The sequence below is a fragment of the Rhizobium sp. B230/85 genome, assembly GCF_019355735.1.
In the GTDB taxonomy this organism is placed as follows: Bacteria; Pseudomonadota; Alphaproteobacteria; order Rhizobiales; family Rhizobiaceae; genus Rhizobium; species Rhizobium rhododendri.
In genome coordinates this window covers 394,666-413,831 of sequence record NZ_CP072157.1, presented here as the reverse complement: position 1 = coordinate 413,831, position 19,166 = coordinate 394,666, and the positions used below count along the sequence as shown (strand labels likewise).

The 19,166-nt window shown below is 59.0% G+C and carries 16 protein-coding genes; 5 read left to right on the top strand and 11 right to left on the bottom strand.

What is annotated here, in order from left to right:
- Positions 1-42: 42 nt before the first annotated feature.
- The 4 genes from J5289_RS20040 to J5289_RS20025 form a co-directional block, all read right to left on the bottom strand.
- Entirely contained in the window at positions 43-1,104 is a 1,062-nt protein-coding gene (locus J5289_RS20040) for a porin (RefSeq protein ID WP_209207458.1), read from the bottom strand.
- A gap of 692 nt (positions 1,105-1,796) precedes the next feature.
- Entirely contained in the window at positions 1,797-2,363 is a 567-nt protein-coding gene (locus J5289_RS20035) for a hypothetical protein (protein WP_209207459.1), read from the bottom strand.
- A gap of 31 nt (positions 2,364-2,394) precedes the next feature.
- Positions 2,395-2,826 (bottom strand): hypothetical protein, encoded by a 432-nt coding sequence (locus J5289_RS20030; protein WP_209207460.1) that lies wholly within the window; start codon positions 2,824-2,826, stop codon positions 2,395-2,397.
- Between the two features lie 299 nt (positions 2,827-3,125).
- Entirely contained in the window at positions 3,126-3,530 is a 405-nt protein-coding gene (locus J5289_RS20025) for a SyrB-like regulator (protein ID WP_142831808.1), read from the bottom strand.
- Positions 3,531-4,784: 1,254 nt separating this feature from the next.
- Between J5289_RS20025 and J5289_RS20020 the strand changes: the two genes are divergently transcribed.
- Positions 4,785-5,909 carry an IS5 family transposase gene (locus J5289_RS20020; RefSeq protein WP_209230093.1) on the top strand — a complete coding sequence of 375 codons (1,125 nt, stop codon included), beginning with the start codon at positions 4,785-4,787 and terminating at the stop codon, positions 5,907-5,909.
- 175 nt (positions 5,910-6,084) lie between these two features.
- Here J5289_RS20020 and J5289_RS20015 read toward each other — a convergent pair whose 3' ends face one another.
- Positions 6,085-6,513, bottom strand: a complete 429-nt coding sequence (locus J5289_RS20015; RefSeq protein ID WP_209185963.1) for a MucR family transcriptional regulator — start codon at positions 6,511-6,513, stop codon at positions 6,085-6,087.
- Between the two features lie 307 nt (positions 6,514-6,820).
- On the opposite strand from J5289_RS20015, the gene J5289_RS20010 reads away from it, so the two are divergent.
- Entirely contained in the window at positions 6,821-7,114 is a 294-nt protein-coding gene (locus tag J5289_RS20010) for a DUF982 domain-containing protein (RefSeq protein ID WP_307877441.1), read from the top strand.
- Between the two features lie 1,521 nt (positions 7,115-8,635).
- Positions 8,636-8,884: a hypothetical protein gene (locus J5289_RS20005; RefSeq protein ID WP_209207463.1), complete on the top strand. Its 249-nt coding sequence runs from the start codon at positions 8,636-8,638 to the stop codon at positions 8,882-8,884.
- Positions 8,885-9,593: 709 nt separating this feature from the next.
- On the opposite strand, the gene J5289_RS20000 is transcribed toward J5289_RS20005, so the two are convergent.
- The 6 genes from J5289_RS20000 to J5289_RS19975 form a co-directional block, all read right to left on the bottom strand.
- Complete coding sequence (locus tag J5289_RS20000; RefSeq protein WP_209207464.1) at positions 9,594-10,106, bottom strand: MarR family winged helix-turn-helix transcriptional regulator; 513 nt, start codon at positions 10,104-10,106, stop codon at positions 9,594-9,596.
- A 139-nt stretch (positions 10,107-10,245) separates the two neighbouring features.
- Positions 10,246-11,277 carry a leucyl aminopeptidase gene (locus J5289_RS19995; RefSeq protein ID WP_209207465.1) on the bottom strand — a complete coding sequence of 344 codons (1,032 nt, stop codon included), beginning with the start codon at positions 11,275-11,277 and terminating at the stop codon, positions 10,246-10,248.
- A gap of 43 nt (positions 11,278-11,320) precedes the next feature.
- Entirely contained in the window at positions 11,321-11,962 is a 642-nt protein-coding gene (locus J5289_RS19990) for an N-carbamoylsarcosine amidohydrolase (protein WP_209207466.1), read from the bottom strand.
- A 10-nt stretch (positions 11,963-11,972) separates the two neighbouring features.
- Positions 11,973-12,725: an Asp/Glu racemase gene (locus tag J5289_RS19985; RefSeq protein ID WP_307877432.1), complete on the bottom strand. Its 753-nt coding sequence runs from the start codon at positions 12,723-12,725 to the stop codon at positions 11,973-11,975.
- Positions 12,726-12,796: 71 nt separating this feature from the next.
- Positions 12,797-13,597: an alpha/beta fold hydrolase gene (locus J5289_RS19980; protein ID WP_209188139.1), complete on the bottom strand. Its 801-nt coding sequence runs from the start codon at positions 13,595-13,597 to the stop codon at positions 12,797-12,799.
- Entirely contained in the window at positions 13,594-14,730 is a 1,137-nt protein-coding gene (locus J5289_RS19975) for an FAD-dependent monooxygenase (protein WP_142831801.1), read from the bottom strand. Before J5289_RS19975 ends, J5289_RS19980 begins: the two co-directional genes overlap by 4 nt.
- Before the next feature lie 357 nt (positions 14,731-15,087).
- On the opposite strand from J5289_RS19975, the gene J5289_RS19970 reads away from it, so the two are divergent.
- Together J5289_RS19970 and J5289_RS19965 are read left to right on the top strand one after the other, a co-directional pair.
- Positions 15,088-15,612 carry a (2Fe-2S)-binding protein gene (locus J5289_RS19970; protein WP_209185961.1) on the top strand — a complete coding sequence of 175 codons (525 nt, stop codon included), beginning with the start codon at positions 15,088-15,090 and terminating at the stop codon, positions 15,610-15,612.
- A complete protein-coding gene (locus tag J5289_RS19965; protein WP_209207467.1) occupies positions 15,609-19,157 on the top strand; it encodes a molybdopterin cofactor-binding domain-containing protein in 3,549 nt (1,182 codons plus the stop codon). Before J5289_RS19970 ends, J5289_RS19965 begins: the two co-directional genes overlap by 4 nt.
- Positions 19,158-19,166 lie beyond the last annotated feature (9 nt).

The window sequence follows — 19,166 nt, the reverse complement described above, 5'->3', positions numbered from 1 at the left end:
GCCCGGCTCAGAGGCCGGGCTTTTAATGTCAGATAAATCAGATCAGAATGTGCGCTGGAAGCGCAGAACGCCACCGAACGTGTCGGCGTCGCGAACTGCGTTGTCGTATTTAATGTACGTCAGTTCAGGCTGAACCTTAAAGCCCTTGGCGATAAAGTAGTTTACGTTGGTGGTTGCTTCGAAGGTCTTACTGTCGGAATAGGCAAGCTGGGTATTCCAGTCGAGCTTGTCGTTGAACTTGACAGTCGTGCCGCCCCAGACAGTCCAGTCGCCCGTGCTTGCGCCGCTGGCGTCGCCGTTGGCGTAACGGTTGATCTTGTCGCCATCCGTGTTCCAGGCGCCCATAAGGAATGCCGAGAACGTCCCAAAATCGAGATCGAGGCGAGCCTTGATGGCGCCTTCTTCGACAACGGAGTCGTAGCCGCCGACGACCTTCAGGCCGACCATCCCGGTCTTGTAGCCGAGGCCAGCAACGAAGTCAGGAGTGTAATGGTCTGACTCATCACGGCCCGTGTTCGGGTCGGTTGCACCAGCGCCAGACTGGCTGTCCTCTACCGATAGAACGCCCGTGAATCCATTACCGCCGTCGTAAACGTAGGAGAGCTGGTTGAGCTCGTAAGGTCCGTCGCCGATCACGTCGTCGTTGATAACGTTTCCGGCGTAACCGATCCACTGCATGTATTGCGAGTCGGTTTTACCAACAATGAAACCACCAAGGCTAATGCTTGCGAACAAAACCTTCGAGTCGTTGTTACCTTCCGTCGAGTCGAAGCGGTAGATCATGTTGGTCTTCAGCGGACCGTATTCGGTGTCCGTTGCTGTGTCGACGTTGAGTTCAGCGCGGGTATGCCACTCGGTGCCGGTCTTCTGGCGAACGCCAAAGGCGTAGGGATCGTGCCACAGCACTTCGGTACGAACCATGCCACCGACCTTGAGGCAGGTTTCCGTGCCTGGGATGTAGAAGTAGCCAGCGCCGTAGGCGTCGCAGATGCGGACAAATTCAAGCGGCTCGGGCTCAGCAGCGACGATAGCGTCTGCAGCGTGAGCACCGGATACTGCTGCCAGGGCAGCAGCGGAGCCGAGAAGTAGGCTCTTGATATTCATGATTGACCTCCAGTTCAATGTTGCGAATAGATCCGGCAAAGCCTGCATTGGGGCTCCCTCCCCATGTTCGCGAAGTCGAACAAACACACTTGCGCCTTCATTAGTAAGCATGGCTTTGTAATCGCTCGACCGCAAACGACTTCTTTCGCAAAAGCTGATTTAGGAAGTCCTTCGGCAAGTGATGTTGCAGAAAGGGCACAAAGTCCAGCTAGATTTACTGTGAAGATCTCAGTGGATGTCGGGGAGGCTCAAAGATAGTGAACGCGGCGCGCATGTCTCAATGATCGCCGACAGCACCAAGCTGGCGTTGGGTCCGCCTTCCCTACTTTGCCGGCGATCACTCGTTTCCGCTGCACAATTCCGGTTGAGTGACCGACGCTGACGGAGGTGCTCCCGGTCCAGAGCCTCCATCTTTTAGACAACGTCGCTTGATAGGCCTGCCCGCTTGCCGCTGTCGACCTCGGACCTCGTCGTAAACTGATAATGCGTATGTGCCGAGCAGCCTATCCTCGCTTCGATCAAAGGCAGTTGCCCAGCGCGAGGGATGCTGCGCTTCACGTGACCCGCTTCGTCACTATTTGTACGGCACCGCACCACTTCAGGAAGAATTTCGTCGTCATGCTTGTCATAGACCCCACGTCCCGCGAGTTGGGGCCTCCGGCAGACCCAGGGCGGCTCAAAGAGGTGGACCGTCAGCGGCCTTCAAATCGCTTTAGCATCGCCCTCAGCTGCGCGTTTTGCTGTTTCAGGTGTTCCGCCAGCAACTGCTTCAGGCGTCGGTTTTCGGCATCGAGCAACGGCAACTCGTCAATGTGGGTGTCCACACTCGCAGCCTTCACCGTAGCGGCAGGCGCTGAGTTGCGACCCCGGGCGTTCTCCAACTGACTTCTCCTACGATGCTTCAGTGTCCCTGCCATTTTCGGTTTGAACTTGCCTTCTGCCGGATGCAACGCGGTGTTTTCCAGGCAAGCCTGTTCTTGCTGATGCCGTCGGATATCGTCGGGCCCGATCGACGGCCGCAGACTTAGTTGGTTTTCACCGGCCTCATGGATATCGGTAGCATCCTCCGGTCCGGATGGTTGATCAACACGGGAGATGGGCGACTGCGAAACGGCGTTCTGCATGAACGGGAGCTTTGCTTCCGCTTCCCGCACAAGTGCTCCAAAATCGGTCTCGCCCCAGATGGATTTCGGCCGAGTCTTCAACCGCCGGCGCGCCGATTTGATTTCGACGACGAAACTGCGTTGCTGTGGTTTCATTGCTGAATTCTCTGGTGATCGTCTTGCAGGCTCAGGAGCGGTCGAAGCGCACGAGCATTGCTCTCAGCTGGGCATTCTGCACCCGGAGCTTTTGCGCAAGCTGGTCTCTCAAATGCTTGATGTCCCTGTCGAGATCTGTGACGTCGTTGGAAAGGACGTTCGTTGGCGGCGATAGGCCTGCAACGGGCGTCTCCGTGGCGCCAACGGCGGTCTCAGGTGTTAGATCGCCGCGGACTTGCCTTAACCCCTTGCCCCTCGTCTTGGGCGCCTTGAGCGACTGAACGTCTACCTCACCTTCAGGTAACGGGTCTCGCGGATCGGAGATGGACTGCCCTTGATCCCCAGTCGCCTTGGCCGTCGCTGCATGTGTCTCGTCCAATGGCAAGGCGGGTGCTGCTGGATCGGTATTGCCGTCGGTTGCAGCCGCCGTTGGCACTTGAGCGTCGGCGACAGCTGAATCCATATCCCCAGGCCCAGCGGCGCCTTCCGGAGAAGAGAGGAGAATAGTCTGAGCGGGCTGTAGTTCTACCTCGACATTGCCGGCACGTCCGCCATCTTTCGTATCAGACGTCTTTTGCCGGGACATCAATCGCGCGAGGTATTGCCAAGGTGCTTTCATGGTAAGTCTTTCCGGGCGGCAGACAACGCGGTGGTTGTGACAGCCCCAATCCGGCTCGCAGGGCGAGCCGGAACATCTTTAACACGAGCTTCGAAAATGGTGGCGGTGGTCGATTGCGCACCGCCGGCAGGTATCTGCCCAGATCAGACGCCGAGGCGTTTGCGTAAATCAGCATTTTCCGCACGCAGCTTTTCGGCCAGGGTCTGGCGAAGCCGCTTGTTTTCTTCCTCAAGCTGAATGAGATCAACCATCTCGTCGCTCGTAGTGGCGGCGGCGTGTGGCGTTGGCAGAGTGATAGGCTTAGCTTTTGCGGCCGCTTTGCCGGCCGTCTTCCTCGCGGTGCCAAGGGCAGGCTTTTCGCCATCCGCTGGAACGGGTTCAGCACGCGGGGTGCGCTTTTGACGAACCTTCGGTGAGCTTGCAGCAGCAGCCTCGATCTCGGCCTTGGACCGTCGTGGAGCACGCTGCTTTTTGGTCACAGCCGCCTCTTGCGGCGCCTCCAATTCTGCAACTTCACTTGGGATGCCTGTTTCGCTTTCGTCTGCCATTGCTCTCTCCATGACGGTATGGATTCTTTTCGACTGCTAGACAGCGGATGTCAACAGAACCGAACTAAATCATCGGTTGACACGCAACTTTTGCATACAGTCCGACCTCCGAATTGGAGTTATAGGCCGCAAATTCCCTTACTACGCAGTCGCCAGCGACACCTTGAATATGGCGGCGCAATCGACGTTCCACTGGTGGTGCCCGCGAGCATGGCGCGCAGCTGCCACCCCACGATTGGCAAAGTGCCGAGGAAACTTTCGACTGACTGGGGCTTAAAGCGAGCGTCGAGCGGAGAGGCGACGCACCTCACGCTATGGGTGGCCCGCTCGCAGGCAGTTCGACAAATATCTCCGGCGATCTGGCGACTTGGCCAAGGGCGGGACGCATCGTCGGTGCCACGATCATTCATGCCCCAAGCCAACATACGGTCAGGAGGGGAAAGAGGTCATCAAAGCGGGCGAGACCCCTGAAGGGTAGAAAGAAGAGCCCGCTAAGCTCGCGCAAAAGGAGCGCAGCCCGCCCGACGTTCAGATCGGAACGCCGAAACTGGGCTCGCGGGGCGCTCCAAGCCTATTCACAAATCACGGGACGACTATCGAGAAAATGGGATGCCCGCTGCTTATGGTGGAGGCGAGTTACGCAGAGGCTCGCTCGCAGCTGGCGAAAGATACAGGTCTGGGCCAGAAGGATCGCTTAACGCGTTCGATGAAGTGATTTTCCGAATTGTCACTCACCGAACCGATGTCGGAATCACGGCATGATGGCACGGCTGAAGCGGGCAACCCGGCGTATCTCTGGACGTTGACGTATCACAGGGCCAATTGTAACCGACAGCTCGCGCGACTGAAGTAAGATGTGCAACGATTTCTAAAAAGATATTTTTCGGATTGCTGCGTAGCTTTGGATTTTGGTCGTAGGGATTAGTCGGGTTAAATTTGAAAAGGAATCCGGGACTTGCGGTGCATGCTCACGTGGTGGCTGGATCACGTCTTTCTAAAGGACGGGCTGTTGATAGGCCCACAAGCGGGTGGCTCAACAATTGGGGCGACGCAAAGATAAATTTTTTTCCGTGCTTGCTTGGAGGCAATTTCCGGTGACTGATAGTTATGGCCTCACCACCCACCGGAGCTACGCACTGGAGGCTCGCTAGCGGTACAAAGCTTTGCAGCCCTAACAGGATGCGGAAAAAGGCCCTTGCTGTGAACGGACTGCCATGATTCCATGCCTGAGTGATTGGTCGGCAGGAGCAGGACATGCGCGGTAATGATATCCAGACGGCGGGTTTGTTTTCTTATGTGAGCTGCGAAGCCCGGGTTCCGACAAGCCATCCGCTGCGGGCGATCCGCGCGATTGTAGACGAGGCGCTGGAAGTTTTGTCGCCGGATTTCGAGGCGATGTATTCAGCGATCGGCCGTCCGTCGATCCCGCCGGAGAAGCTGCTGCGCGCTCTGTTGTTGCAGGCCTTTTACACGATCCGCTCGGAGCGTCAGCTCATGGAGCAGATGGACTACAATCTGCTGTTCCGCTGGTTCGTCGGCTTGTCGATGGACGCGCCGATCTGGGACGTCACCGTGTTCACCAAGAACCGTGAGCGGCTCTTGGCTGGCGATATCGCCGCCAAGTTTCTGGCCGCGTTGCTGAGCCAGCCGCGGGTGAAAGCATTGCTGTCAGACGACCACTTCTCGGTGGACGGCACCTTGATCGAAGCCTGGGCCAGCATGAAGAGCTTCAAGCCCAAGGACGACACAGATGGTGGCGACACCGACGGCAGCGGCTCTGGCGCTGAAGAGAAACAGCCGCCAGAAGCCAAAGGCCGCAACTCTGAGCGCGATTTCCACGGCGAGAAGCGCAGCAACGCAACCCACGCATCGACCACCGACCCGGACGCCAGGCTTTATAAGAAGGCCCGTGGCCAGGCGGCCAGGCTTTGCCACATGGGCCACGTCACCATGGAAAACCGCAATGGTTTGGTTGTTGACGCCACGCTGACCCATGCGACCGGAACCGCCGAGCGCGAGGCGGCACTGGATATGGTGGGCCGCATGGATGGTCGTCATCGCATCACATTGGCTGCAGACAAAGCCTACGATACGGCCGATTTCGTTGCTGCCTTGCGGGACGCAAAGGTGACGCCACACGTCGCCCAAAACACGACGAACCGACGCTCGGCCATCGACGGTCGCACCACCCATCACCCTGGCTACGCTGTCAGTCAGCGCATTCGCAAGCGTATCGAGGAAGTGTTCGGTTGGGCCAAGACCAGCGGCGGAATGCGTAAGACCCGCCATCGTGGAAAGGATCGCGTCGGCTGGATGTTCACACTGACAGCCACCGCTTATAATCTGGTGAGGCTGCCAAAGCTGCTGGCGACAGCCTAATCGCGCCCGGAATCCGCCGAACCAGGCGGATGACGACAAAATGGGCCGACAACGGCCGCTGAAAAAGCCTCATCACGGCCTGTCTTCGAGCCGTCTAGCCAGGATCGGCGGAAAAATCGGCGCTATTTCCGCGACCTGCTAAGCTAGGAAACGTTTGCAAAATCGAACAACGAGCTCAGACTAAACGCTTCTTCCTTCGCTGACCCAGGCCCATTTCCGTTGCTAGTTGCGAGCGGGCCCGGGAGTATGCCGGAGCGACCATGGGGTAGTCGGCAGGCAACGCCCATTTTACACGATATGCTTCTGGAGAAAGTGCGTGGTTCGTAATGATGTGTCGTTTGAGAGACTTGAAAGCTTCACCACATTCCAGGCACGTAATCCGGTCATCTTGCAACGACTTCCTCACGGAGATTGCGGGCTTTCGCTTTTCGGCGACGGGAAGAACGGCGCTTCCAGACTTTGTTTTAAGTGCAGATTTGATCGAGATGATCAGATTGGCGATATCGTTGACGGGGACGACATGGTTGCTCAGATAGGCTGCCGTAATCGCCGCCGCTAACTGAACCAACTTATCGGCGTCTTCAATACGATTTTCGTTGCTCATTCAATCTCCGTGCACTTAAGGGGAGCGTTCACTATCGGGGACGGCGTCCGCTGAAACCGAGCTTTCTCATGATCTATTCGAAGTGCCGCGGGTGACATTGAGTAGCCCTGGAGCAGCCGTTTTCCGGGACCAAGATCGAATCGCCGATGGCGCTTTTGACAAAAAGGTTTTGGCAGTTACGTCACCGGCACTCAGCTGTTTTGTCTGGCGCTGGTTAACCAACCGTAAATTTCCACAGGTGGCCGCATCGAAATAATCGCCGCCGGACCTGTCTCGGCATGCGACTTGCTTGTTTATCGCTGTCTTAATGGCGGAGCTCGTATCTGGCATGCTGCGACACACATCAAATCAGTTTCCAACCGTCAGGCTCGTCCTGAAGGGTCATAAAAAATACAAAAGCATCAGAACGGTGCATGAGGCAGCCGAAATGTTGTTGGGAGAATGGCCAACTGACGACGGCGACTGTTACTTTGAGGCGATCATGACTTGCCATGACGCGCTTTACAAAGCGACGCCGCCAGCGCTTGTTCGCGCAGCTTTGATCCGTGCCGCTGACGAGGAAAATATTGGGCATATTTCTTTAGTCAGTGCAGCCAGATAACGTCTCGCCATGCGTAACGGAGGTACCCTAAATAGACAGAGGGAAACGAAGACTGCCTGGTTGGCAGATCCGGTTGGGCAAATTGACGGTCGGCCGCTTCATCGTTCGTTTGATAGAGCTTGCATTAGGCACCGTCGAATTTGCCGACCGGGCGTATCCGTTCCCTTGGCGCACGACAGCTGCAAGTGCCACGGTTGGACATGCAGATCGTCTTCCAAGACCTTGTGCACTGCCTGTCTTCCGGCGCGCGCCCCTGACAACCGGCTGAAACGCAAGCTGCGAAACATCCAAACAATACTAGCGGTGGTATTGATCCGAGGTCAATAAAGCGGCGCTTCGAGACAGAGGCGTCGGGCCTTACCAGCGCGTCGGCCTGACCGAAGATCATCTCGATCGCTGTTCGCACGAATTCTCCGGCGGTCAGCGGCAGCGCTTTTTTGTTGCCCAGGCCCAGGAAGTGTCGCCATGGCGGATAATCGGCGATAGAGCCGTATCGGCGCTGGATGTGTCATTCCAAGCAGAGGTCGTCAATCAGAGGATCGAGATGTAGGACGAACTCGGGTTTTACTTCCTTTTCATTCCGCGCGATATGGCGGTAGTCGAGCGGTTCAGCCACCGACTTGCTGTCATGAACGTAAGGTCGATGGGTGCGATTGGATCCTGTTCTCAATCTTCGGCAACCCGCAGCACGGATATACTCATCTCTTCTATCGGCCGCACCAAATTTCGAGACACGGCAACGGTACAAACAGCGAATTGGAGTTGGCGGGCTTAGTCACCCCTGCTATCCGTGGAATATTAAGTCCCTTCGTCCAGTCACCGAATGATTACAAGAGTACACCAAATCTCGTAAGTTGACTCAATTGAATAATGGTATTTCTATCAAGATATTCAGTGACTTGGGGATTGTTTCTGGCAAATTTGTCGAACAGGTCTTACTTGGAAGAGGCCTTGGAAAACGAGGCGCGGCCGTCTCGGATCCAAACGAGCGCGGTCAGACGGGCGTTGCGACCGTCATAACCGTTGTTTTCGGTGGCGATCGCCTGGTTGTGGATAACTCACGTGCTCGATTGCAAGTTTCAGTGAGACGCCTGGTACGTTCTTTGTAACAACGGTAAAAATGCGGCTTGCCACTCGATGGAATTTTAGGAAGGCCTTGGGAACAATGATCCAGCGTTATGGAATTTAACAATCCCTATACCGGCCCCAACGCCATCAAGGGGTTACTACAGCACCGAACGCATAACCTTTGGGATATTCTGGCAACGCGTATCGTCAAACGGACCTGTTCCTACGGGCAGGCTACTTATGGCACCCTGGACGAACCGGATTTCCTTCAGCAACATGCCGGTTGACAGCATCCCCACGAAATCATCGTCACCGCAATGTTACGGCTTGTTGCCGACCATATCATCTGCGATCACCGCTGGTGTGCAAGCCCGAAGCGATCCGAAATAATGCAGATGGTTTGTCACGCGAACCAATGGCCTAGTCCAGTTGATGACGATGGATGTGCTGCTAATGCCAAGTGTCAATGTCTCGCTGACGGTGTTGAGCTTTCCGGACGTGCCCCGAAAATTTACCGCCCGCCAGATTCGCAGTCTGGAAGGTTGCTTGGCGCTGCTGATCGCCGGGGTACATCTTGGCCTGCAGTGGCCGGTGGCGATGAAGGTGAAGCGGCGTCGCCAGGGGCCGACGCGTCGAGTTTCGAAACAGACCAGGGATTGCATGCCACTGAGGCATCCCGGATATGCCGGAAGCCGTGACTGAACATGATTTGCAGACCCCTTTTATGAGTGCGCGGCCTAAGGCAACGTCGGACGAATCCTGGAGGGAGCCACGAATTACTCGGACAAAAAGCGAAGACTGCCAAATAGCGCCTGATAGCGAGCGTTGGGCTCCCGCGTGGTACTTTGCGTTCTTAAAGTCCTAACCTTGCTCTGGAATCCCTTGGCTAGGCTGCCGTGGCCAATCCACATGGTGGTCGCTCTGGGAAACCTATCTCCGATCTCCGGCGATCAGAACGATCGTTTGTGCGAACGAGCGGGGGCGCGGCCAGCCAAAGCCATCCAGCGGATGCCGGTGACTTTCTCCTTCAAGATAATATTGCAAGAGGGCAACGGTAAGCGGAGCGACGAAATCGAGCGTCGTCAGTTGTGCGACTGCCAATCAGCGGGTCGCCGAAGAGCCCGCCACCAGGCTGCGAGCCTGAGGATGGAGGCAGGAACAGCGTGTGCCTGTTCAGGCTCATGGGCTCACGCTGGTTCTGCATGTAGCCAAGCACCGCGGCGATTGGCAAGGTGAGACACTGCCGATAAACTGGTCGGGACGACATAACCTGCGACAAGCCAGTTTACCTGAGCGTCCTGGAGCGCGAACATCCAATAGCCACTTGTAACAAGTGCTATCCCAGCGCTCCGGGATGAATGCGGTGTTCTACACCGCATGAGAGCAACCATTTCTCGCGAGAGTGGGCAGGTCAGCTTGGGCGATTCTGAAGAGGTTTCGACTGTTCTTCAGACGGTTCGTCTTCCGCGATCTTGCGCAGCAGGAACAGCAATGCCACCCGTTCGGCCGGATTGAGGCGCGCCATCGTCTTTTCGCTGATCAGGCTCGCCTGTGGATACATGGTCTGCAGGAGCGCCTCGCCCTTGGGCAGGATGCCGATGATAACTTTGCGGCCATCTGCCTCATCCCTTGAAAGTTCGATCAGCCCCCTCGCCTTCAGTCGGTCTACGATACCGCGGATTGTCGCTTGGTCAACGGAGGTGGCCTTCACAAGCTCAACCTGCGAACGTGGTCCCAGATCGTGCAGTGCGCACAGGGTGACGAATTGCACCGACGTGAGGTCAGGATCAATCGCACCTTCCTGGAAGATCGAAAGGTGCCGTTGGTATGCCTTTCGCAAGAGATGCCCGACCTGCTCCGTCACTTTATAGTCGGCGCGCGATGGCGTGGCATCTTTCAATTGATCGTTGCTTTTCTTTCTCATTTTACCGCCAGGCCTCTGTTTGGCGGGAGGTTTACATGATCCGCCCCGAACCGAACATCCCCGAGCCGGGCCGATTGACCATACGGCCCGCTTGGCCCGCCCTTTATAAAGTGCCACAACAGAGCGGGCCATTGTTATACTATTTGCGGATATACTGCATTTCCTTCACGGCGATATCGCCATTGAGGACCATAGGCTCGTCGTCGAGAAACAACGAGCAACCGCGCATCGGGATATCCAGATGGCAGGCTGTGTCGTTTGGACCGCCGAGCTCGTTATTGGGGCCTGTGGAGAACATGACGTTGCCGTAGAACGAACGGGCTTCCATGCCCATGCCACCTGGGAATTCCCCAGGCACCATGCGATGCCACTTGGCGTTCTGGTTGAGGCCCCAGCCGACGTGGCTCATGCCCATCCCACGCGGATCGTCGAAACCTTCCATGTAGGACTTGACCAGATCGGCATCGAGGCCGCCCCTGATATCGGTAATCCAGCCATTCTCGATCGTATAGGTGATGGGGTCGCGTACGTAAATGTTCTGCGGCAGCAGGATGTCGCCCGGAGCGACGACGATGGTGCCGTCGACGCCGTCATCGTCGCCACCGGTGAAGACGAACCCGGACGGCCAGTGGTCCCAGCGGCCGGGCTCGTCGGTGCATGCATATTCGGTGATGGCGGGATAGGTGTTGAGCTTGTAAGTGACATCGGTGCCGTGCGGCGAGGTAATGCGCATGACCTTCGCCTTGGAAAGCAGCTCGCCCGCAAATTCGACGCGCTCGCGCAACTCCTTTGTCGGCAGCATGCGGGCCAGAACCTCGGGCGGTTCCACCGCTGTGAGGATGCGGGTTCCGGCCGCCTGAATTGCCATCTGCTCGGGACTGAAGAGAAGGAAGATGCAGTCGATTAGCATGTCGGCAGCCTTGAGCGCCTCCACTGCGTCCGGCATCGAAGCAAGACCTGTCTGGCCGACTGCCCATGCACCCGCTGGTGGTACCGGCGGCAAGCGCATGTGATACATCTTGGCGCCGAGGCGCATGCCAGCGCCCATGAAGGCATCGGCATAATCGAGGCGTTCGTTGCCCTGTGTCAGGACGATGAGTTTTTCGCCCTCCTTGACACCTGACATCTTCAACTGATGCAGGCAGATTTCCGTGAAGCTGAATTGATCCATACTCGTTCCCCTTGTTGGTTGAAGGCTCAGGTTATGCGGACGGTTAAGAACAGCCGGGTTTTACCTTGGCGATTTCCGCTATCGCCTCCTCCCTCGAAACGACGTCGCCATATTTGTTGTCGATGTCGAAGAGGTTGGCATTGTGCGGATCCCGATGGCGGTCGCCGACGCAATCGCGCACGACAATGGCCCGGAACCCGTGTTGCACCGCATCTACGGCGCTCGCGCGGATGCATCCGCTCGTCGAGCAGCCGGCCATGATGACGGTATCGATGCCCTGGGCGTGCAGGTGGGAGGCAAGGCTGGTACCGAAGAAGGCGCTGGCATATTGCTTGACAATGACAAGCTCACCCGCCGCCGGCTCGACGCCCTCGCAGAATTCCGCCAGCACGTTGCCTTCGACCATGGCCTTCATGACCGGCGACTTCTTGACCCACACGCCGCCATCGGCACAATTTTCGGCTAGGTAGAGAATGCGCGTGTGGATGACCGGAATGCCGGCGGCGCGGGCGGAGGCGATGAGCTCAGGCGTCTGCGCCACGGCATCGACCACGCCGGGCGCATAGAGCGGCGCTCCTTCGATCGTGTAGGCCTTCAGGAAATCGATGATGAGGAGTGCCGGTCGCTGGCCAAAGCCGATGCGGTTACCCCAGACACCCTGATAGTTGGCTTCGGCAGTTTCCATCGTCGTCCTCCTAGTAGGCGCCGGACAGTAGCGCGCCGCCACCCGGCACGACAGCTTCCAGACCCAGTGATTTCAGCATGCAATAGGTCGTGGCAACGGCGGCTGTCAGCACCGGCTTGCCGGTCATGGCTTCCACTTTGGCAATCACGGGCAGCGATGGCATCTGGACGCAGGCGGACAGAACGATGACGTCGACATCCGTGAGATCGAGCGTCTGGACGATGGCCGGAAGATTTTCCGGATCGTGGCGGGCGACATCGAGATTGTCGGCGATCTCCAGCGCACGCCAGTCCATGACTTCGAAGCCTTCGTCGCGGATGTAGTCCACCACGAGCTCGGTGAGCGGCTTCATGTAGGGCGCGACGACGGCGATCTGTTTCGCCTTCATCACCTTCAGGCCCTCGATCAGGGCGCCGGCGCTGGTAACGACGGGAATGTCGGTGCCGTTCTCCTGCGTGCGGCCGGTCAGGCGCTTTTCCGACTGCCGGTGATAGCCGAGGCCCATCGCCATGATGGCAACGAGGCAGGCATAGCCGAGCACATCGACGCGGGCATCCGAGAGTTCGACGGCGCAGCGATCGGATTCGGCATCCATGGCCGCCAGTTCTTCCTTCACGACCTTCTTCATCCGCATGCGGCTGGAATGGAACGTGAACCGCTCGGGCCGGATCGATTGGCGCGCGGTCAGCATGGCCGGAATTTCGGTTTCCATCGTGGTATTGGAACTCGGTACGATCTGGCCGATACGGTAATATTTCTGCACGGATGAAGTCCTCTGCGGCATGGAAGGCGAAAGACGGGCAAGTGGTGAAGCTGGTGGCTCCACCATCGCATTTAACGGGAGAGAAAGTCGCCAAGGGCGACGAAGAAGCCGTCGAAATCATCCCACGGGATCATGTGACCTGCATCAGGCACCCGGGTGATCTCGATGGCGCCGTTCAGGCCGGATATCTCCTGCTCGTCCACGGTTTCGATCACGCCGCCGCGTCCCGCCACCATCAGCATGGTGTGCTGCTTGAGCTTGCCGAAGTCGCCGAATATCTCGTCCTTGTGGAAGTCTTCGAATGCGGTGACGATGGCAGGCAGATAGCAGGTGTGCAGCCATTCGGCGCGCAGCTGCCGCTGCTCGAGCGTCCATGTTGGGCAGAATGCCTTCATGCCGTCTGCATCGATGCCCTTTTCGGCAAGCGTGATGGAATCGACATACCAGGCAAGCTTGCTCGGATACGGCCGGCGGCCGGGACCGGAAACCGGGGGATCGACAAGCACCAGGCGGGAGAAGGCCCCCGGCACCGACGCGGCGGCGCGCATGGCGATACGGGCGCCCATGGAGTGGCCGACAACCGACGGCCTATCGAGGCCGAGGGCTTGCGAAAGCCCGACGACGTCCTCAGCCATCGCGTCCAGGCCGTATTCCAGGTCCGGGCCGGTGGAGGAGAGACCGCGGCCGCGAACGTCGATGACATAGACATCGTTCGTTTCGGCGAGGCGCTCGGCGACGAAACCCCAGGTGATGGCCGGGCTAGTGATGCCCGGGATCAGGATGACGACGGGGCCCTTGCCGCCGTAGCGGAGATAATGCTGGCGGATGCCGTTGGCATAGACGTTCGCGCCGTAGAGTGGGCCGTTGCTCATGCTGCTTTCTCGCTTTTCAACGGTTCTGCGTAAAGATCATAGCCGTAAACCCATGACGGATCTTCCTGGTTGAGCAGGAAAGTATTGGCATTGGACACGGTCTGCACGCGCGTCGCGCGGTCGCGGCGGTTGGCTTCGTAGAGCGCGAAGGCGGTGCCGAAGTTGTTGATGCCGGTCTCCAGCAGACAGCGCGTTAGCATGGCGGCATCCTCGATCGCCATTGCCGCGCCCTGGGCCATGTGCGGCTTCATCGGATGGCAGGCATCGCCAAGAAGCACCAGGCGGCCGGTGCTCCACAACGGCAGCGGATTGCGGTTGAAGAGCGGCCACTTAGTCACCTCATCCGTGCTTTCGATCAGCGCCTGGATGATCGGGTGGTAACCCTCGAACTCGGAGAACATCTCCTCGCGGCTGCTTGGTACGAATGCGGATTCGAATTCCCAGGCGGCATGCGGCACACCGGTGACATAGTAATATTCATCGCGCCGGGCCGTCGTGTAATAGACCATCATGTGGCGATCCGGTCCCCACCACTTGACGCAGTCTTCGAAGGTGAGGTCGTATTTCTTGAGCTTGTCGGAAGAAATCAGCGCGCGGTGCCCGACCCAGCCGCTGTAGTTCGGCTTCTCCGCGCCCAGCAGCGTTTCACGAACACGAGAGTTGATGCCGTCAGCGCCGATGACGATGTCGGCCCTGACCGATGTGCCGTCTTCGAACTCGATCAGGACGTCCGTGCCGTTGTCGTCGATGTGTGTCAGCTTCTTGCCGAAATGCAGGGTTCCCGGTCGCAGCACATCGCACTGGATTGCCTGGAGATCGCCGCGGTGGACGGTGCAATAGGTCGCGCCATATCCCTCAAGCGGAATGCGGGAGCGATAATCGCCGCTGATGCCGTTGCGGCTGAACCAGTGGCTGGGCGTGCTGCTGATACTGACGACCTTTTCCGCAACGCCGAGGCGTTCGAAAATCTTGATGACATTCGGCCCCATGTGGATGCCGGCGCCGAGGCGCGAGAAGCTTGGGGCCTGCTCATAGACATTAACGTCGAAGCCCGCCTGCTGGAGCAACGCTCCCGCCACGGCGCCGCCGAGACCGGCCCCGATAATCGCGATCTTTTCCTTACCGTTGGACATGGCCGACCCTTCTAGCTGTCATGTTGACGCATAATCTTGCAATTCGAGACGTGACGAAATTTTTAGCGCATACGCTATAAATAGCAAGTCTGGCTTTTGCATTTTTGCAAAAAATCCGGCTAGCTTTTCCCAAAAATATGGCTATCGTCATGCTTGCCGGCACGTGCATAAGCACGGAGAAACGGTCATATAAAGTGCATACGCTTTATAAATGAGCAAGGAACAGCAAATGCGTGACGTGATTTTCGATCACGTCATTATGTTTTGCGGGCCTCGATGCGAGGTCTGCAGCATAATGGTGTGCATGAGTGCCGGCGGACCGGTTTCGGCCTGCGCCCGTGCTTTGGAGTCCGGCTCTTGAAGGAGGTCGGCTCATTCAGCCTGAACGTCAACGGCGCCGTCATCGCCGTCGAAGCGGGTGGCGCAACGCCACTTCTCTATATTCTCCGAAACGATCTCTGCCTCAACGGCCCCAAATATGGTTGCGGGCTCGGTGAGTGCGGCGCCTGCGCGGTGCTGGTGGATGGCAGGCCCGTTCGCTCATGCACCGTGCCGCTGAAGGCGTTGGGCAACAGGCAGGTGACGACGCTGGAGGGCCTGGCAAAGTCTGGCTGTCTGCATGTCGTACAGCGCGCCTTCATCGAGGAGGCCGCCGCACAGTGCGGATACTGCCTGAACGGCATGATCATTGCCATCGTCGGGCTGCTGGAAGCCAACCCCGAGCCTGACGAAACCGATATTCGTGAAGCTCTTCGGCATCATCTCTGCCGCTGTGGCACCCATATGGAAATACTCGCTGCGGCACGCCGCGCCGTCGCCTACGCCAAAGCTGATCGCGCAGTCGGCGCATCGGCAGAGGCACGAAACGAGGTTTCGCCATGAACACCCAACGCGAAGCGCCGAAATCCTCCTATTTCTTGAACTCCGACATTCTTCTTGTCGTTTCGGACAAACTCCAGGGCGACGAGGCCGAGCTCTACATCGCCATCGACCGGGACGGTCGCGTCAAAGCTTTCAACGGCCATGTCGATCTCGGAACGGGTATCCGCACATCGCTGGCGCAGATCGTCGCGGAGGAACTAGACGTACCCTTCGAGCATGTGGATATGGTGCTGGGAGCGACTTCTGCGGCGCCTAACCAAGGTGCCACGATTGCGAGCGAGACGATCCAGATCACGGCGGTGCCCCTGAGGCAGGCCGCCGCGACCGCGCGACACCATCTGATGGCGAAGGCTGCGGCCCTGAAGGACACGGCGGTCGAACATCTCATCCTGCATGACGGCATCATACGCGCCGACGGCGGAGAGAACTGGAGCCTCACCTTTGCAGAGCTCGTGGCCGGCGAGCATGTGCGACTGTCGATCGATGCGACAGCGGCGCTGAAGCTTGCATCGACCTACCGGATCGTCGGCGTCTCGCTGCCACGGGTGGACATACCGGCAAAAGCAACCGGTGAGTGGACCTACGTGCACGACGTGCGCGTGCCCGGCATGCTGCATGGCCGCGTCATCCGGCCGCTCTATGCCGGTTTCGATCACGGCGAGCACGTCGGCAACAGTCTGATCTCCATAGATGAAGGCTCGATCGCCCACATCGACGGAGTCGTCGGCGTCGTGGCCATCGGTGATTTCGTCGGCGTCGTCGCAACGCGCGAAGAAATCGCCATGGAGGCTGCAAAGACGCTTGTTGTTGTGTGGCGCGCTCCGCCGGAACGGCCGGATCTGAATGCGCCGGAGATGGCGCTACGCGCCAACACCTCAACCCCGCGCAAGCTGATCGATCGGGGCAACGTCGATATGGCGCTGGACGGCAGTGCCGAGCCGATGAACCGCACCTATGTCTGGCCCTACCAGCTGCACGGCTCGATCGGTCCGTCATGCGCAGTGGCGGATTATGGCGATAACGGACTGACCGTCTGGTCCGGCACGCAAAATCCCTTTCCGATGCGCCGTGATCTGGCGCTGCTCCTGGATATGCCGGAAGATCGGATACTGGTGGAACGTCTGGAGGCGGCCGGCTGCTATGGCCGCAACTGCGCCGACGATGTCACCGCCGATGCAGCACTTCTGTCCCGGGCAGTCCGGGCGCCCGTACGCGTCCAGCTGACACGCGAACAGGAGCATGCATGGGAACCGAAGGGGGCAGCGCAGGTGATGGACGTGCGCGGCGGTCTCGATCTGGAAGGCGGTCCATCCGCCTATGATTTCGAAACGCGCTATCCGTCCAATCTCGCGCCAACCCTGTCGCTGATCCTGACAGGCAAGGTGCCACCGGTATCGGATGTGGTCCAGATGGGCGACCGCACGGCGATCCCGCCCTATGCCTACGGCAATCTACGGGTCACCGTGCACGACATGCCGCCGATCGCGCGCGCCTCGTGGTTTCGCGGCGTCTCGGCCATGCCGAATACCTTCGCGCATGAATGCTATATCGACGAGCTTGCGGCCGCGGCCGGAGTCGACCCCATCGAATACCGTCTGCGCTACCTGCACGATACCCGCGCGGTCGACCTGGTTCATGCGCTTGCGGAACGGGCCAATTGGGTACCTCACACCAAATGGGGCACGCTCGGTGGCGAAGGGGACCTGCTCTACGGGCGCGGTTTTGCCTATGCCGTCTATATCCACGGTCCCTTCCCCGGCAAGGCGGCTGCCTGGGCTGCCTGGGTGGCCGACGTTGCGGTCAACACCAAGACCGGCGAGATCGCGGTGACGAAGGTAACGTGCGCGCAGGATTCCGGGATGATGATCAATCCCGACGGCGTCAAGCACCAGATCCATGGCAACGTCATCCAGTCGACCAGCCGCGTGCTGAAGGAGCGCGTCGAATTCTCCTCCACCGCCGTTACCTCGAAGGAGTGGGGTGGTTATCCGCTGATCACTTTCCCGGAATTGCCCGATATCGACGTGCTGATGGTGCCGCGTCAGGACGAGCCGCCGCTGGGTGTCGGCGAATCCGCCTCTGTCCCCAGTGCCTCGGCCATTGCCAACGCGGTCTACGATGCGACTGGCATCCGTTTCCGCGAACTGCCGCTGACACCGGAGCTGGTGCTGTCGGCACTAAGGGGCGATGCGTCCGCAGCGCCGACCACGACGTCTGCGCCCAAGAAGCGATGGTGGAACTTCGGTCTGTCTGCGGCTGGTGCCGTGGCGGCGATCGCCGGCCTGGCGACGATGGCGTCGCCCTGGCGCCCGGCCATCGCCACCATCGAGAGACCCGATACGAACGTCTACAGCGCCGCCACCATCGAGCGAGGTAGGCTGGCCGCGGCAGTCGGCGCCTGCAATGTCTGCCATGTGGGCAGTGACGGAACGCCCTTTGCCGGCGGGCGGCGGTTCGATACTGCCTTCGGGACTGTCTACGCGACCAATATCACCCCGGACGTGACCAACGGTATCGGGGGCTGGTCCTATCCGGCCTTCGAGCGTGCCATGCGCGAGGGCATCAGCCGCGATGGCCATCACCTCTACCCGGCCCATCCCTATACATCGTTTGCCGGTGCGGAAGATGCGGACCTACAGGCGCTCTATGCATACTTGATGACGCAAACAGCAGTCTCCAAAAAGGCGCCAGAGACGAGGCTCAAATTCCCTTATGGCATCCGGATGATGATGGCCGGATGGAATGCGCTCTTCCTGAAATCGTCGGCGATGACTTACGACAAGACGCGTGATGCCACCTGGAACCGGGGGGCCTATCTCGTGGAGACGCTCGGCCACTGCTCCGCCTGCCACAGTGAACGCAATGCGCTGGGTGCCGAAAAGACGGGAAGCGCCCACCTGTCCGGCGGCTTTGTCGATGGTTGGGAGGCCCCTGCCCTCAATGCGATGGCCAAGGGGCCCGTCGGCTGGACGGAAGACGCCTTCTATGACTACCTGCGCCGCGGCCATTCGCGTGACCATGGCAGTGCCGCCGGTCCGATGGCCCATGTGGTGGAGGTCATGCAGCCGCTCCCAGATTCGGATATCCGCGCGATGGCAAACTATCTTGCCAGCCTCAACGGGGACGGCGATCCCGCCAGGGCCGCGGCTCAAAGCCAGACCGCCATTGCTGCCAGCGACAGCGCTACGCGCGACGCAGCGTTGGTTTCGCCGAAGGGCGAGCGGCTCTTCAACGGCGCCTGTGCTACCTGCCATGCCGGCAACACAGTCCTGTCATCTCTGGCGCTTAACAGCAACCTGCATGCCGATACGCCCAACAATGTCATCCAAGCAATTCTCGGCGGCGTCGAAGCGCCGGCTATCCTTGCCGCGACGACAGGGCGCGAGGCACCCGAAGTCATGTCGATGCCGTCCTTCCGCAACACGCTCGACGAGACCCAGTTGAAAGATCTCACCGACTATCTGCGGGCACGTTTTGCACCGGACAAGCCGGCATGGAACGACGCTTCGGCCGCTATCCAACGCGTTCCTGCCGCCGCACACTGAGGAAGAGGT

Excerpts from the sequence above, each read along its gene's own strand:
- J5289_RS20010 (WP_307877441.1), top strand. The coding sequence starts at position 6,821 with ATGGCGGAGCTCGTATCTGGCATGCTGCGACACACATCAAATCAGTTT.
- J5289_RS19965 (WP_209207467.1), top strand. The coding sequence starts at position 15,609 with ATGAACACCCAACGCGAAGCGCCGAAATCCTCCTATTTCTTGAACTCC.
- J5289_RS20025 (WP_142831808.1), bottom strand. The coding sequence starts at position 3,530 with ATGGCAGACGAAAGCGAAACAGGCATCCCAAGTGAAGTTGCAGAATTG.
- J5289_RS20015 (WP_209185963.1), bottom strand. The coding sequence starts at position 6,513 with ATGAGCAACGAAAATCGTATTGAAGACGCCGATAAGTTGGTTCAGTTA.
- J5289_RS19980 (WP_209188139.1), bottom strand. The coding sequence starts at position 13,597 with ATGAGCAACGGCCCACTCTACGGCGCGAACGTCTATGCCAACGGCATC.
- J5289_RS20040 (WP_209207458.1), bottom strand. The coding sequence starts at position 1,104 with ATGAATATCAAGAGCCTACTTCTCGGCTCCGCTGCTGCCCTGGCAGCA.
- J5289_RS20000 (WP_209207464.1), bottom strand. The coding sequence starts at position 10,106 with ATGAGAAAGAAAAGCAACGATCAATTGAAAGATGCCACGCCATCGCGC.
- J5289_RS19995 (WP_209207465.1), bottom strand. The coding sequence starts at position 11,277 with ATGGATCAATTCAGCTTCACGGAAATCTGCCTGCATCAGTTGAAGATG.
- J5289_RS19990 (WP_209207466.1), bottom strand. The coding sequence starts at position 11,962 with ATGGAAACTGCCGAAGCCAACTATCAGGGTGTCTGGGGTAACCGCATC.
- J5289_RS20005 (WP_209207463.1), top strand. The coding sequence starts at position 8,636 with ATGCCAAGTGTCAATGTCTCGCTGACGGTGTTGAGCTTTCCGGACGTG.
- J5289_RS20035 (WP_209207459.1), bottom strand. The coding sequence starts at position 2,363 with ATGAAACCACAGCAACGCAGTTTCGTCGTCGAAATCAAATCGGCGCGC.
- J5289_RS20030 (WP_209207460.1), bottom strand. The coding sequence starts at position 2,826 with ATGGATTCAGCTGTCGCCGACGCTCAAGTGCCAACGGCGGCTGCAACC.
- J5289_RS20020 (WP_209230093.1), top strand. The coding sequence starts at position 4,785 with ATGCGCGGTAATGATATCCAGACGGCGGGTTTGTTTTCTTATGTGAGC.
- J5289_RS19975 (WP_142831801.1), bottom strand. The coding sequence starts at position 14,730 with ATGTCCAACGGTAAGGAAAAGATCGCGATTATCGGGGCCGGTCTCGGC.